This window comes from Streptomyces sp. NPDC046887 (genome assembly GCF_040644755.1).
In the GTDB taxonomy this organism is placed as follows: domain Bacteria; phylum Actinomycetota; class Actinomycetes; order Streptomycetales; family Streptomycetaceae; genus Streptomyces; species Streptomyces lichenis.
The window spans coordinates 18,405-32,389 of sequence record NZ_JBEYXH010000021.1; the positions used below are offsets into that span (position 1 = coordinate 18,405).

Annotated in this window: 16 protein-coding genes and 1 pseudogene; 11 read left to right on the forward strand and 6 right to left on the reverse strand. The window is 71.6% G+C overall.

Translation table 11 applies throughout. The features are described 5' to 3' along the window. Nucleotides 1-338: 338 nt before the first annotated feature. From ABZ945_RS19990 to ABZ945_RS20030, 9 genes and pseudogenes are all read left to right on the forward strand, one after another. Entirely contained in the window at nucleotides 339-1,871 is a 1,533-nt protein-coding gene (locus ABZ945_RS19990) for an ABC transporter ATP-binding protein (protein WP_361271308.1), read from the forward strand. Next, entirely contained in the window at nucleotides 1,868-2,980 is a 1,113-nt protein-coding gene (locus tag ABZ945_RS19995) for an ABC transporter permease (RefSeq protein ID WP_361271046.1), read from the forward strand. Before ABZ945_RS19990 ends, ABZ945_RS19995 begins: the two co-directional genes overlap by 4 nt. Continuing rightward, a complete protein-coding gene (locus tag ABZ945_RS20000) occupies nucleotides 2,977-4,266 on the forward strand; it encodes an ABC transporter permease (RefSeq protein WP_361271049.1) in 1,290 nt (429 codons plus the stop codon). The genes ABZ945_RS19995 and ABZ945_RS20000 overlap by 4 nt, the downstream gene beginning before the upstream one ends. Then, nucleotides 4,263-4,667: a cytidine deaminase gene (locus ABZ945_RS20005; protein WP_361271052.1), complete on the forward strand. Its 405-nt coding sequence runs from the start codon at nucleotides 4,263-4,265 to the stop codon at nucleotides 4,665-4,667. Before ABZ945_RS20000 ends, ABZ945_RS20005 begins: the two co-directional genes overlap by 4 nt. A 111-nt stretch (nucleotides 4,668-4,778) precedes the next feature. Next, entirely contained in the window at nucleotides 4,779-6,056 is a 1,278-nt protein-coding gene (locus ABZ945_RS20010) for a thymidine phosphorylase (RefSeq protein WP_361271055.1), read from the forward strand. 93 nt (nucleotides 6,057-6,149) lie between these two features. After that, nucleotides 6,150-6,479, forward strand: a complete 330-nt coding sequence (locus tag ABZ945_RS20015) for a type II toxin-antitoxin system RelE/ParE family toxin (RefSeq protein WP_361271057.1) — start codon at nucleotides 6,150-6,152, stop codon at nucleotides 6,477-6,479. Beyond that, on the forward strand, nucleotides 6,476-6,814 hold the full coding sequence (locus ABZ945_RS20020; protein ID WP_361271060.1) for an XRE family transcriptional regulator: 339 nt from the start codon (nucleotides 6,476-6,478) through the stop codon (nucleotides 6,812-6,814). Before ABZ945_RS20015 ends, ABZ945_RS20020 begins: the two co-directional genes overlap by 4 nt. Nucleotides 6,815-6,852: 38 nt before the next feature. Beyond that, nucleotides 6,853-7,335: pseudogene (locus tag ABZ945_RS20025) on the forward strand (TipAS antibiotic-recognition domain-containing protein); the annotation flags it as partial. After that, entirely contained in the window at nucleotides 7,332-8,561 is a 1,230-nt protein-coding gene (locus ABZ945_RS20030; RefSeq protein WP_361271063.1) for a glycosyltransferase, read from the forward strand. The pseudogene ABZ945_RS20025 and the gene ABZ945_RS20030, both read left to right, overlap by 4 nt. 152 nt (nucleotides 8,562-8,713) lie before the next feature. On the opposite strand, the gene ABZ945_RS20035 is transcribed toward ABZ945_RS20030, so the two are convergent. Beyond that, complete coding sequence (locus ABZ945_RS20035) at nucleotides 8,714-9,490, reverse strand: maleylpyruvate isomerase family mycothiol-dependent enzyme (RefSeq protein ID WP_361271065.1); 777 nt, start codon at nucleotides 9,488-9,490, stop codon at nucleotides 8,714-8,716. A 62-nt stretch (nucleotides 9,491-9,552) separates the two neighbouring features. Here ABZ945_RS20035 and ABZ945_RS20040 point away from each other — a divergent pair, with 62 nt between their 5' ends. Then, nucleotides 9,553-10,197: a GNAT family N-acetyltransferase gene (locus ABZ945_RS20040; protein WP_361271067.1), complete on the forward strand. Its 645-nt coding sequence runs from the start codon at nucleotides 9,553-9,555 to the stop codon at nucleotides 10,195-10,197. Between the two features lie 196 nt (nucleotides 10,198-10,393). Continuing rightward, nucleotides 10,394-11,365, forward strand: coding sequence for a PP2C family protein-serine/threonine phosphatase (locus ABZ945_RS20045; protein ID WP_361271311.1), 972 nt, complete (start codon nucleotides 10,394-10,396; stop codon nucleotides 11,363-11,365). Between the two features lie 219 nt (nucleotides 11,366-11,584). Here ABZ945_RS20045 and ABZ945_RS20050 read toward each other — a convergent pair whose 3' ends face one another. The 5 genes from ABZ945_RS20050 to ABZ945_RS20070 form a co-directional block, all read right to left on the reverse strand. Next, nucleotides 11,585-11,779 carry a hypothetical protein gene (locus tag ABZ945_RS20050; RefSeq protein ID WP_361271070.1) on the reverse strand — a complete coding sequence of 65 codons (195 nt, stop codon included), beginning with the start codon at nucleotides 11,777-11,779 and terminating at the stop codon, nucleotides 11,585-11,587. A 157-nt stretch (nucleotides 11,780-11,936) separates the two neighbouring features. Beyond that, entirely contained in the window at nucleotides 11,937-12,098 is a 162-nt protein-coding gene (locus ABZ945_RS20055; RefSeq protein WP_361271072.1) for a hypothetical protein, read from the reverse strand. Between the two features lie 136 nt (nucleotides 12,099-12,234). After that, nucleotides 12,235-13,083: a helix-turn-helix transcriptional regulator gene (locus ABZ945_RS20060; RefSeq protein WP_361271075.1), complete on the reverse strand. Its 849-nt coding sequence runs from the start codon at nucleotides 13,081-13,083 to the stop codon at nucleotides 12,235-12,237. Continuing rightward, nucleotides 13,073-13,594 (reverse strand): DUF6879 family protein, encoded by a 522-nt coding sequence (locus tag ABZ945_RS20065; protein ID WP_361271077.1) that lies wholly within the window; start codon nucleotides 13,592-13,594, stop codon nucleotides 13,073-13,075. Before ABZ945_RS20065 ends, ABZ945_RS20060 begins: the two co-directional genes overlap by 11 nt. Beyond that, entirely contained in the window at nucleotides 13,578-13,784 is a 207-nt protein-coding gene (locus ABZ945_RS20070) for a hypothetical protein (RefSeq protein WP_361271079.1), read from the reverse strand. Before ABZ945_RS20070 ends, ABZ945_RS20065 begins: the two co-directional genes overlap by 17 nt. Nucleotides 13,785-13,985: the final 201 nt, after the last annotated feature.

Below are 13,985 nucleotides of genomic sequence, written 5' to 3' on the forward strand. Positions count from 1 at the left end.
GCCACCCCTCCCGCGGAACACCGCAAAGGCGGCCCCGGCCGCCGGAACGGTAATGGCGGCCCTGGCCGCCCCCACCACCCCCGTGAGGACGGCGACTCCGCCGCCCCCACCGCAGGACGGCGACCCCGCCGCCCGACCACCGGACGGCCAAGCCGGCCGTCCGCAGAACAGTTTGGCGATGCTACGCGCGTAGCCCGGCGAAGTGAGCGCGTCGGCACGGTAGTTTTCGCCACCACCGCCCTGCTTCTCCGCCCCCCTGCTCCTCCGCTGCTGTCTAGGGAGAGTGCGCCATCAACGCGTCCAGCAGTCCCACCACCCACGCCGTAGAGCTCCGCGGCATCACCAAGCGATTCCCCGGGGTCGTCGCCAACCACGACATCGACATCACCGTGCGCCGCGGCACCGTGCACGCCCTCGTGGGCGAGAACGGCGCCGGCAAGTCCACGCTGATGAAGATCCTCTACGGCATGCAGAAGCCGGACGAGGGCACGATCTCGGTCAACGGCGAGCCGGCCGTCTTCCACAACCCCGGCGACGCCATCGACCGCGGCATCGGCATGGTGCACCAGCACTTCATGCTCGCGGACTACCTCACCGTCCTGGAGAACGTCGTCCTGGGCTCCGAGAAGCTCCACGGCATCGGCGACAAGGCCCGGCAGAAGATCCGCGAGATCTCCGACGCCTACGGGCTCGGGGTCCGCCCCGACGTGCTGGTCGAGGACCTCGGTGTGGCCGACCGCCAGCGGGTGGAGATCCTCAAGGTCCTCTACCGCGGCGCCCGCATCCTGATCCTGGACGAGCCGACCGCGGTCCTGGTCCCCCAGGAGGTCGACGCGCTCTTCGACAACCTGCGCGAGCTCAAGGCCGAGGGCCTGACCGTCATCTTCATCTCGCACAAGCTGGGCGAGGTGCTGTCCGTCGCCGACGACATCACCGTCATCCGGCGCGGTACGACGGTGGGCAGCGCCGACCCGAAGACCGTCACCACCAAGCAGCTCGCCGAGCTGATGGTCGGCAGTGAGCTGCCCTCGCCGGAGACCCGCGAGTCCACCGTCACCGATGTGCCGATGCTGACCGTGGAGGGGCTGCGGCTGACCGCCACCGACCCGGACGGCGTGGTCCGCGCCGTGCTCGACGGGGTGTCCTTCACCATCCACAAGGGTGAGGTGCTGGGCATCGCCGGTGTCGAGGGCAACGGCCAGTCCGAGCTGGTCGAGGCCGTGATGGGCATGCGGGTCCTGGACACCGGCACGGTCACCCTGGACGGCGACGACATCTCCCGTACGCCGACCCGGCGCCGCCGCGAGGCCGGCATCGGGGTCGTCCCGGAGGACCGCCACCGCCACGGGCTGCTGCTGGAAGCCCCGCTGTGGGAGAACCGCATCCTCGGCCATGTCTCTGAGAAGCCCAACAGCAAGGGCGCCTTCCTCGACCTGAAGGCCGCCCGCGCCGACACCGAGCGGATCGTGCGCGAGTACGACGTGCGCACCCCCGGCATCGAGGTCACCGCCGCCTCCCTGTCCGGCGGCAACCAGCAGAAGCTGATCGTCGGCCGGGAGATGAGCCACCAGCCCAAGCTGCTGATCGCCGCCCACCCCACCCGCGGTGTGGACGTCGGCGCGCAGGCCCAGATCTGGGACCAGATCCGCGAGGCCCGCCGCGAGGGCCTGGCCGTGCTGCTGATCTCCGCCGACCTGGACGAGCTGATCGGCCTGTCCGACACCCTGCGGGTGATGTACCGCGGCCGGCTGGTCGCGGACGCCGACCCCGCCTCCATCACGCCCGAGGAGCTGGGTTCGGCCATGACCGGCGCGGCGACCGGCCACCTGGAACACCCCGCCGACAGCGCCCCGGAGGACGAGGCCCGATGAAGAAGTTCGACAAGGAGCGGGTGCTCCTCGGGCTGGCCGCCCCGCTGCTGGCGATCGTGGCCGCCTTCCTGGTCACCGCACTGGTGCTGGCGGCCACCGGCAAGGAGCCGTTCAGCGCCTTCGGGATCATGTTCGACTACGGCGTCAAGTCGGACAGCCAGGTCTACATCATCAACAAGGCGACCACGTACTACCTCGCCGGTCTCGCGGTGGCCATCGGCTTCCGGATGAACCTGTTCAACATCGGCGTCGACGGCCAGTACCGGCTGGCCGCGTTCTTCGCCGCCGCGCTCGGCGGCGCGCTGACCCTGCCCGGCTTCCTGCAGATCCCGCTGATCATCATCACCGCGATGATCGTCGGCGCGATGTGGGCCGGTATCGCCGGTGTCCTGAAGGTCACCCGGGGCGTCAGCGAGGTCGTCGCCACGATCATGCTCAACATGATCGCCACCGCGATCATCGGCTATCTGCTCCAGCCCGGCCGCCTGGGCCACCTGGACTCCGCGGGCACCAAGGTCTCCACCACCCCGCTGCCCGAGTCCGCCCGCTTCTTCGACTTCCCGACCCAGCCCGACCCGGTGTGGGGCTTCCTGGTCATCGCCGTCCTGGCCGGTGTCGCCTACTGGTTCACCCTCGCGCGCACCCGCTTCGGCTTCGACCTGCGCACCGTGGGCCAGTCCGGCTCGGCCGCCGAGGCCAGCGGCGTCAACGTCAAGCGCATGGTGGTCACCTCCATGCTGATCTCCGGCGCCATGGCCGGTCTGATCGGCATGCCGACCCTGCTCAACGACTCCTACGAGTACAGCGGCGACTTCCCGGTCGGCATCGGCTTCACCGGTATCGCCATCGCGCTGCTCGGCCGCAACCACCCGATCGGCATCGCCCTGGGCGCCCTGCTCTGGGGCTTCCTGGAGCGCGGCACCGGAAAGCTGGAGTTCGAGGGGTACGACAAGGAGATCGTCGGCGTCATCCAGGGCGTCATCGTCCTGTGCGTGGTCATCGCGTACGAAGTGGTGCGCCGCTACGGCCTCAAGCGCCAGCAGCGGCAGGTGGGCGAGAAGCTCGCCGCCCAGGCCCGTAACTCCGACAACCAGGAGGTGTCGGCGTGAGTGCCACGGCGACTTCCACTCCGCCGCCCGCCGCACCGAAGGTCTCCGGCGGCAAGGGCGGCCGCACCCGCCTCTCCCTCCCCGTCATCCTGCTCATCGTCGCCGGGGGCCTGATCGCCCTCTCGGCGGTGCGCGCCATCACCGGCGCCCAGGACCTCACCTCGGCCGGCCAGATCAGCGCCGCGCTGTCGATGGCGGTGCCCATCGGCCTGGCGGGCCTCGGCGGCCTGTGGGCCGAGCGGGCCGGCGTGGTCAACATCGGCCTTGAGGGCATGATGATCCTCGGCACCTTCTTCGGTGCCTGGGCCGGCTGGCAGACCAGCCCCTGGATCGGCGTCCTCGCCGGAGTCCTGGGCGGAATGTTCGGCGGACTGCTGCACGCGGTCGCCACCGTCACCTTCGGCGTCGACCACATCATCTCCGGTATCGCCATCAACATCCTGGCGCTCGGTGTCACCACCTACTTCGCCAAGCTCTGGTTCAACGCCGGTGAGGCCGCCGAGCGCGGCGGCAGCCCCAAGCAGTCCCCGCCCTCCGAGGACATCACCTCGATCACGGTGCCCGGGGTCTCCGACTGGCTGCACTCCCTCGAAGGCCACCACTGGTTCCTGGTCTCCGACATCGCCGGCATCCTCGGCGGCCTGGTCACCAACCTCTCCCTGCTCACGATCGTCGCCATCCTGCTCTTCGCCGGCACCTTCTGGATCCTCTGGAAGACCCCGTTCGGCCTGCGGCTGCGCTCCTGCGGTGAGAACCCGGTCGCCGCGGAGTCCCTGGGCGTCAACGTCTACACGTACAAGTACATCGCGGTGATCGTCTCCGGCGGCCTCGCCGGGCTCGGCGGCGCCTTCCTCTCGCTGGTCACCTCGCACATCTACAACGAGGGCCAGACCGGCGGCCGTGGCTACATCGGCCTCGCCGCGATGATCTTCGGCAACTGGCGGCCCGGCGGGCTGGCCATGGGCGCGGGCCTCTTCGGCTTCGCCGACGCCCTCCAGCTGCGGGCCGGCGGCAGCTCGGTGCACGCCCTGCTGCTCCTCCTCACCATCGCCCTGGTCGCCCTCGGCGCCTGGAAGCTCTACCGCAAGAGCTACCTCACCGGCGCGATCAGCCTGGTCATCGCCGCGGGCACGCTGGTCTGGTACCTCGGCACGGACACCGTCCCCACCGAGTTCGTCAGCGCCACCCCGTATGTGGTCACCCTGCTCGTCCTGTCCCTCTCCGCGCAGCGCCTGAGGATGCCCAAGGCCGACGGCATGCGTTACCGCAAGGGCCAGGGCAAGTGACCAGCCCCGAGCAGGTGCCCTTCGACTGGGAAGAGCTGCGCGCCGCCGCCCGGGACGCCATGTCCCGCGCCTACGCCCCGTACTCGGGGTACGCGGTGGGCGCGGCGGCCCTGGCCGACGACGGCCGCACGGTCACCGGCTGCAACGTGGAGAACGCCTCGTACGGCATCGGCCTGTGCGCCGAGTGCGGGCTGGTCTCCCAGCTCCAGGCCACCGGCGGCGGCCGGCTCACCCACTTCGTGTGCGTGGACGGCAAGGGCGAGACCATCGTCCCCTGCGGCCGCTGCCGACAGCTGCTGTACGAGTTCGGCGGCGACGGCCTGCTCCTGGACACCCCCGCCGGGGAGCTGACCCTCGGCGCGATGCTCCCCCAGGCCTTCGGCCCGCAGCACCTCTCGTAGTACCCCCCGGCGCCCCTGTCACCCACCCATGGCAGGGGCGCCGCCCCTCTCCTCCTCTATGCGCGTAGAGTCGTCGGCGTCGTAGAGGCCCTCGCTGGAAGGAACTTCACCATGGACGCGATCTCCGTCATCCGCACCAAGCGGGACCGCGGCGAGCTCAGCCCCGAGCAGATCGACTGGGTCATCGACGCCTACACCCGCGGCGAGGTGGCCGACGAGCAGATGTCCTCGCTCGCCATGGCGATCCTGCTCAACGGCATGAACCGCACCGAGATCGCCCGGTGGACCGCCGCGATGATCGCCTCCGGCGAGCGCATGGACTTCTCCTCCCTCTCCCGGCCCACCGCCGACAAGCACTCCACCGGCGGCGTGGGCGACAAGATCACCCTCCCCCTGGCCCCCCTGGTCGCCGCCTGCGGCGCCGCCGTCCCGCAGCTCTCCGGCCGCGGCCTCGGCCACACCGGCGGCACCCTGGACAAGCTGGAGTCCATCCCCGGCTGGCGCGCCCTGCTCTCCAACGAGGAGATGCTGCACGTCCTGGACACCACCGGCGCGGTGATCTGCGCCGCCGGCGACGGCCTGGCCCCCGCCGACAAGAAGCTCTACGCCCTCCGGGACGTCACCGGCACCGTCGAGGCCATCCCCCTCATCGCCTCCTCCATCATGTCCAAGAAGATCGCCGAGGGCACCGGCTCCCTGGTCCTGGACGTCAAGGTCGGCTCGGGCGCCTTTATGAAGACCATCGAGGACGCCCGTGAGCTGGCCTCCACCATGGTCGCCCTCGGTACCGACAGCGGCGTCAAGACCGTCGCCCTGCTCACCGACATGTCCACTCCGCTCGGCCTCACCGCCGGAAACGCCCTCGAAGTGCGCGAGTCCGTCGAGGTCCTGGCCGGCGGCGGCCCCGCCGACGTGGTCGAGCTGACCGTCGCCCTCGCCCGCGAGATGCTCGACGCGGCCGGCATCAAGGACGCCGACCCGGCCAAGGCCCTCGCCGACGGCACCGCGATGGACGTCTGGCGCCGCATGATCGCCGCCCAGGGCGGTGACCCGGACGCCACCCTCCCGGTCGCCCGTGAGCAGCACGTCCTCACCGCCCCCGCCTCCGGCGTCCTCACCCGCCTGGACGCCTACGCCGTCGGCGTCGCCGCCTGGCGCCTCGGCGCCGGCCGCGCCCGCAAGGAGGACCCGGTCCAGGCTGGCGCCGGCGTCGAACTGCACGCCAAGCCCGGCGACACCGTCACCGCCGGCCAGCCCCTCCTGACCCTCCACACCGACACCCCCGAGAAGTTCGACTACGCCCTGAAGTCCCTGGACGCCGCCTGGGACATCGCCCCCGCCGGCACCGCCCACCAGCCGACCCCGATCGTGCTGGACCGCATCGCCTGACGCCCGCCCGCCGGTGATGTGACGGCCCCGGCCGCGTACGCGACGTGTACGCGGCCGGGGCCGTTGGTATAACGGGCGGTATCGGCATGGTTCGTGGAGCTGGCCGAGACAGACGCGGACACCGCCAGGCAGGTAGAAGATGCCATCGACGTGCTCGCTCAAGCGGGACCGACTTTGGGTCGCCCTCTGGTGGACCGGATCAAGGGTGCCGCCCACCACCATCTGAAGGAGCTGAGACCGGGTTCGTCCGGTGGCAGCGAGGTACGTATCCTTTTTGCTTTCGACCCCGTACGGCGAGCAGTGCTCTTGGTGGCTGGCGACAAGGCCGGACAGTGGCGGGACTGGTACGACACCAATATCCCGTTGGCCGAGCAGCGGTGTCGACTGCACTTGGCCGAACTCGAAGACAGGGAGTACGAATGAGCACTGTCAGCTGGGAGGAGACCAAGCGGAGAGCGCGGGAACGGCGTGAGGCCGCTGGGCTCCCGGTGCGGTCGGCACAGGAGAAGAAGGCCGCGATGGACCGGCTCAAGGCTGAGGTGCGCGCGCACAAGCTGGCGGACGTCCGCCGTGCGCAGGCTCTGACCCAGCGACAGGTGGCTGCTTCCATGGGCGTTTCGCCGCCTCGCGTCTCCGCCATCGAGCACGGCGAAGTGGACCATGCCGAGCTGGCCACGCTGCGGGCATACGTCGAGGCGTTGGGCGGGCGTCTTCGGGTGGTCGCGGACTTCGGCGACGAGGAGTACAGGGTCGCCTGACGGCGGGAACTGCCCATTCGCGCAAGGCCGTCTTGCCGCGGGCCGTGGAGGTCCAGCAGACCGGGGTGTCCCTCACCCCCCAGGAGCGCTTCGAGGTCTTCGGCGACCTCGCCTTCGACCTGAGCTACGCCACCGAGGCGGAGCTGAGGTGGGCGGGCACCGAGGGGCAGCGCGCGTCCATGGCGCGGGCCGCCGCGCACACCAAGGAGGACTGGCGGCGGCTCATGAGGGAGGCCGCCGCCTGGCGCGCCGAGCTGCTCGCCGCCTTCGACGGAGGCGAGCCGAGTGACGGCGAGCGGGCCATGGATCTCGCCGAGGAGCACCGGCTGCACATCTCGCGCTGGTTCACCTCCTGCCCGTACGACATGCACCGGCGGATCGCCGACGACTTCACCGCCGACCCGCGCGCCTTCGCCCTGGTGGTGCCGGTGTCCCAGCAGCGCCCGGGGCTGGCCGCCTACCTGGGCAAGGCGGTCCACGCCAACGCCGCCCGCGGCCACGACACGGGGGAGGACCGATGAGAATCCTGATCGCCGCGGCCGGTTCACGGGGCGATGTGGCGCCGTACACGGGCCTGGGCGCCGCACTTCGCCGGGCCGGGCACGAGGTCGCTCTCGCCGCCACGGAGGGCTTCGGTCCCCTGGTACGCGATGCCGGGCTGGAGTTCCGCGCCCTGCCCGGCGACACCCGGGCGGACAGGGCCGACCTGGCGGACCGGCGCCAACTGGCGCGCAAGGCGGCCTCGTTCCTCGTCGACGTCGGACGAGGACTGTCCGGCGCCCTCGCCGACGGCGGCGCGGATCTGCTGCTGCTCTCCACCACCACCGCCCCGCTCGGCTGGCATCTGGCCGAGGCCACCGGCACGCCCACCCTCGGGGCGTACCTCCAACCCACCGCGCCCACCGGCGACTTCCCGCCCGTGGTCACCGGCGCCCGCTCACTGGGCCGGCTGGGCAACCGGGCGGCCGGGCGGTTCGCCCTGCGGATGGCCGACCGGGTCTATGGGACGGCGGTCGGCGAGCTGCGCGACCGGCTCGGGCTGCCACCGCTGCCCGCCCACGCGATGCGCCGCCGCCAGGACCGGGACGGCTGGCGCATCCTGCACGGCTTCAGCACCGCGCTGGTGCCGCGGCCCGCCGGCTGGCGCCCGGGCCTGGAGGTGGTGGGCAACTGGTGGCCGTACCACCGTCCGGAGGAACGGCTCCCCGCCGACCTGGCCGCCTTCCTCGACGCCGGGCCCCCGCCCGTCCTCGTCGGCTTCGGCAGCATGGCGGCGGGCGAGGGGAAGCGGCTGGGCGGGCTCGCCGTGGCGGCCCTGCGCCGGGCCGGGCTGCGCGGCGTCCTCCAGGGCGGGGCCGCCGGTCTCGTGGCCGACGGCGACGACGACGTCCTCACCGTCGGCGATGTGTCGCACGCCCTGCTGTTCCCCCGGCTGGCGGCCGTCGTCCACCACGCCGGAGCGGGCACCACCGCCGCCGCGCTACGGGCCGGGGTGCCCGCGGTGGCGGTGCCGGTCGCCGGTGACCAGCCCTTCTGGGCCGGGCGCCTCACCGCGATCGGCGCCGCCCCGGACCCGGTCCCGTTCCCCGGGCTCACCGCCGAGCGGCTGGCGGACGCGCTCGGCCGGGCGGTGCGGGAACCGGGGTACGGGCGGGCCGCCGCGCAGGCCGCCCGGACGATGGCCGCCGAGGACGGGGCGGCGCGGACGGCCGAGGCCGTCCAGCGGCTGGCCGTACCGGCCCGCTGACCTGCACGAGTCCGCCGTCCGGGGCGAGTCCGCTGACCGGGGCGAGTCCGCTGACGCGGGGCGAGTCCGCCCCACTGGCGGGGAGGCGACCCACGGGGGTGGCCGCCTCCCCGGCGTGCCACCGCCCCGCCCTGCCCCTCCGGTTCGCAGCCCTACGCCTCCGGCTCCCAGGCACGGAGCAGATCGAACAGCCCGGCGTCCCCGTCCATCCGCATCGACTCCGCCGGAAGGCGGTCGTAGAGGTAGAGAACCAGCTCACCGGCGGTGCCATGGACGGCGGCCCCGGCCCCGTCGTCGGGCGCCTGGACACGCGCGGCGCGTGCCCCGCCCCCGTCCACCGTGAGCCGCCAAGAGCGGCCCTCCGCGGCGTGGAAGTCGAAGGCGGTGGGCTTGTGCGGCCAGGGGCTCGTGGTGGCGCAGCAGGTGGTCAGGAACTCCTCCACCCCGTCCAGCGCCACCTCGGCCGGCAGCGGCCGCGGGGCGCCCAGGGCGAGCTGGACGTCGTACAGATGCACCGAGGTCTCCTGGACCCGGTGGCGGGCTACGGCGCCGGAGCTCCGCGGCGACTGCGACGCACCCCACCACGTCCAGCAGCCGCGCTCTGGGCCCGCCTCCCGTAGGGCGCCCAGCAGCTGCCCGGTCGACTCCTCCAGCCAGGCCACCAGCGCGTCGCGCTCACGCGGCGCGGCCACCGCGGCACGCGCGGCGACGGCCTCGGCCGGAGGCGCCTCGGCGGGGCCCGCGCCGACGATGGCGGCCCAGAAGCCGTCCCCGCTCCCCAGGTGCCGGACCAGTTCGAACAGCGTCCACTCGGGGCAGCTCGGCACCGGTACGTCCAGGTCGGGCGCGGAGGCGACCGCGGCGCGGAAGGCGGTCGACCGTTCGCCGATCAGTCGCAGCAGCTCGGCAAAGTCAGAGGTGATGGTCACCCCGTTTCTCTACCATCGCGTCCTGATCATCAGACAGCGATTTTCCCCCCCAAGGAGGAGCGATGAATGGGACGCCACTGGCCGACATCCTGGACGCGGCGGCGTGTGGCGAGTTCCCGCCGCCGGACGGGCGCACCACGGTGGTGCCCCAGCCCAGCCACCGGGACGCCGGGGTGATCGCCTTCACCGCGCACTCGGTGGTGTTCACCGACGAGGACCCGGCCTGGGTCCGCGCCACCCTGGCCGCGCTGGACTGCGACGAGCTGGCAGCCACCATGAACCCGCGGTTCCTCGCCGCGCTGCTCGACCGCACCGGGCGGGCCACCGACACCATCGACCTGCTGACCGTGGCCGACCCGCTCCCCGGCCCGCCGCCCCTGCCGCTGCGCGAGCTGACCGACCCCGACCACCCGCGGGTGGCCCGGGCCCGCAAGCGCCGGGACGGGGTACGGGTGTGGGCGGCCGACGGGGGAGTGGTCGTCCTCGGCCGGGGCGTGGCCGGCCGCTGGGAGGCGGCGATCGAGGTGGACGAGACGGTACGCCACCGGGGCCTGGGCCGCGCCCTCGCGAGGGCGGCCCGGCACCTCGTACCGGACGGGCGGCCCCTCTGGTCCCAGCAGGCCGCCGGGAACGCCCGGAGCATCCGCGCCTTCCAGGCCGCCGGCTTCCGGCCCGTCGGCTCCGAGGCACTGCTCCTCGCGCTCTGAGCCGGAACCCCGGCTCTCCGCCCCGGACCGGGCCGTCAGAGCGCTATGTCCCGATCGCCTAGTTAGTCTGGTAAGTGTGATCGATTCTGCGCGGCCGCGGCTCCGTCGGCGTTACGGCCGAGGGACGTTTGTGCGGCTGTCGCCGGTCATCCTGACCGTGGTGATCGCCAGCCTGGCCTATGCCACTCCTCCGGAGATGGCCTTCAGCCGCCTGCTGCCCGCGGCGCCGGCGCTGGCCGCCGCCATGTGGCCGGTCCTCCCCACCGTCCTGCTCGGGACGGTCTGCCTGCTGCTGATGATCGGCCTCAGCCTGGTCTTCCCCGGCCTGGGGACCTGGTGGACGGCGGCGGGCATCATCGCGGTCACCGTGGCCGCCGCGTACGGAAGCCACGTCCGGCTCCAGCGTGAGCGCACCCTCTTTCACGTACGGCTCGTCGCCGACGCGGCGCAGCACGTCGTCCTGAGCCCCATGCCGCGCCGCTTCGGCCCCCTGGAGATCGAGTCCCTCTACCTCGCGGCCGCCGCGGAGGCCCGTATCGGCGGAGACTTCTACGAGGTGGTCGACACTCCCTACGGGGTGCGGCTGCTCATCGGCGATGTACGCGGCAAGGGCCTGCCCGCCGTCGGCGCGGCCGCGGCGATCGTCAACGCCTTCCGCGAGGCGGCCTACGGTGAGGCCGACATGGTCAGCGTCGCCCGCAGACTGGACGCCAGCAGCGCCCGCTACAACGCCGCCTTTCCCCCGGACGGGCCCATGGAGCGCTTCGCCACCGCCCTCCTCGCGGAGATCCCCCACGAGGGCGGCCGCATCGACATCCTCAACTGCGGACACCCGCCCCCGCTGCTCCTCAACCGCGGCAACCTCCGCATCCTGGAGCCCGCCACTCCCTCACCCCTCCTCAGCCTCGCAGAACTCATCGGCGACCACTACAACGTGGACTCCTTCGACCTCGCCCCCGGTGACCTGCTGCTCCTCTACACCGACGGCATCGCCGAGACCCGCGCCCACGACGGCGAGTTCTTCCCCCTGGCCGCCTGGATGCGCCGCCAGCCCCCCACCCCGCCCCGCGAACTGCTCACCGCCCTCCACCGCGACCTCCTCCGCTACAGCCGAGGCCGCCTGGACGACGACATCGCCGCCCTCGCGGTGCGGCTGGGCGAGCCCTGAACCACAGACGAGGGCGGCGGCCCACCCGGGCGGCCGGTGCGGTACGAGACGGGCACGGATGCCGTGGCGGCCGGGCCCCGTCCGGACACCTCCCGCAGTGCACGAGCGGCCGAGTCGATCGCCGCGTTGCCGAAGTGCCAGGCAAGGGCTCGCCCCGCCGGTGAGCCATGTGCACTCACCGGCGGGACCGCCTTCCTGACGCCCTACAGGGGCACCGACCTACGTACCGCCCCCGTCCTTCGGCGCGGGGGCCGGGTCGCGGGGCGCCTCCGGGGGCACCGGCCCGCCGTCGTGCCTGCCCCCGTCCGTCGCGAGGACGGCTACGCCCTCGTCGCCGGGGTGGCGGAAGGGGAACCCGCGCCAGCCGTCCGCGTCCGGGACCCTCGTCTCGTACGCGTCGAGCACCACGCTCATCCTTGAGCCTCCTCTTCTCTGGAAGGCCACACCCCCGTACCGTCGGGGACATGGCCCGCGATGCGCAGGGGGTGACTCCTGCGTCGGCCACCCGCCCCGGCGCTCGACCTGTCCAGGGATTCCGTCGCCGGGGCGGGCATCTATGAGCGGCTCGGCCTTACGCCGTGGCCGCGTGTGTGGAGGGACATGCGCCGATGTGCCGGTAGACGGCCACGGTCCGACCCGGCTCGCGCTCGACGGTGGCCCGGCGTACCGGGTCGAACGGTTCGATGCCGGCGCGGCAGGCGGTGCACTGCTCGCCCGAGGGTGCGTATGTCACGTACTCCCACCCTCCCTCGCCGGTGTGGGGCAAGGGCCCGCTTGTCGTCGTTCCGGGTGCGCCCATGTTCGTTGCCTCCTCGATGCTGTCCCGAGTGGGCAACCAGTCTTGCCGTGCGAGCGCCAGGGCTCCGAACTTATTGGCGTTGTCGGGTAAATCGCCCGGCCCACTCTCCAAGGAGCTCCCGGCAATCGTCACCCCACACCGCGTGGGCCTCATATCGTTCGAAGTCCTCGCGGTATGCGGCCACGTCCTTGTAGTCCCGCAGAATCAGCGCACCGGTGTGCGTCTCGACCTGCACCAGCCGCCGGTCGTACACGGTGAATACGCTGAGCGGTGTCTCATCCACGGGCCCCGGAAGCCCGAGCGGGATGACGCCGAGCCGTAGATGGGGAATGCGCGACAGGGAAGCCAGGCGATCGAGTTGCAGAGCCATGGCCAGGGGCGGTAGCAGGGGCCAGCGCACGGCCTGCTCGGTGAGGAGGAACGTGAAGGATTTGGACGAGTCCATGAGAACGCGCTGACGTTCGAGTTTCTTGGCGATGACTTTGGCGATGTCGCCTGAACTACGCGAGAGGCTGGCGCGTACGTAATCGGGCGTGGCGAGCAGACCCGTGATCATGGTCGGCAGAAAGAAGCGAAATTCGGTGGTCACGGCCTCCAGGCGGGTCAGTTCGTTCTGCTTCTTGTCCAGCCCTCGCCGCTGTGACGCCCAGCCGTCCTGCCACTCGGTGTGGGCGGAGCGCGCGAGAGCGAGTATGTCCGTCGCGACGGATCCTTGCGCGCCCAGGGTCTCCAGGATCAGTTCGACATCGACGATCGTCGGGGCGATCTTTCCGCTCTCGATGTTGCTGATCTTTGTCTGCGACATGTTGCAGCGCCTGGCGAGCGTGGTCTGTGTGAGCCCCGCCCGCCGGCGCTCGTCGCGTAGTGCCGCCGCCAGGTCTGATCGCGTCCTACCCAGCGACTCCGGATCAAAGGTCAATGCCCTTCACGTACTCCTCGAAGGGTACGGACTCGGCCAGAGCGATCCGCTGGTACTCATGGAAGTGCGTGATGTCGCCCTCGAAGACCTCGCGGCTGATCTGTGTGCCGTCCGCCTCGTAGTTCATGAGGACGACCTCGGAGCGGTCGAACATCCAGAAGTCCTGCACTCCCGCAAGTGGGTTGGGGCGGTTCGTGACATCCATGATGCGAATGTCCTCACCGGCTGCCGCGTGTGGCCGGTAGTACATGAACTCGAAGCGCAGGTAGTCCGACAGAGGGCGAGTTACGACGTGAACACGGCCCTTGCTCTTCCCCTCCCGCCGCGCCCGTTCGAGGTCTTCGGTGTAGTCGTCCGAGTATGTCTGTGGGTCGATGCGCTCACCGGCCAGAAACTCGGCGATCTCCTCAGCTTCCTGCGGCACTCGGTAGGCCGGCAGAGTCTCAAGGCGCCACGCCTCTCGACGGAAGGTCTCGAATCGAGCTGCCCACTCGTCACCATCCAAGAACACGAACAGCCTCCTTCAGGGTGTCCTCCGGGATCTCCACCAACCCCTCGCCCTTCGGGGTGGTGAAGGCTCGCGACACATTGCCTTGTACGACGAAGGACCCGGACACGGTGCGGTACACGTTGGGGCAGTCGTTCTTCTTGCACTGCCCCGTGCCGTTCCCCGTAAGCCGCGTCAGTTCCTCACGAGCCATGGTGAAACCCCCTGTCTCGCGCCCCTGTTGGGGCGTCGCCGCCAACCGTACGGAGACCGCGCGACCACCGTCCATGCGGCAACGCCAATATTGACGTTGTCGCATAAAGAGGTGCCGGACCAAACCCACCGCCCCGCCCTGCCACTGGCGAACAGGGGCTGGACGGGGCGGTGGTGGGGCGGGACGGCCGTCGGGGCCGGG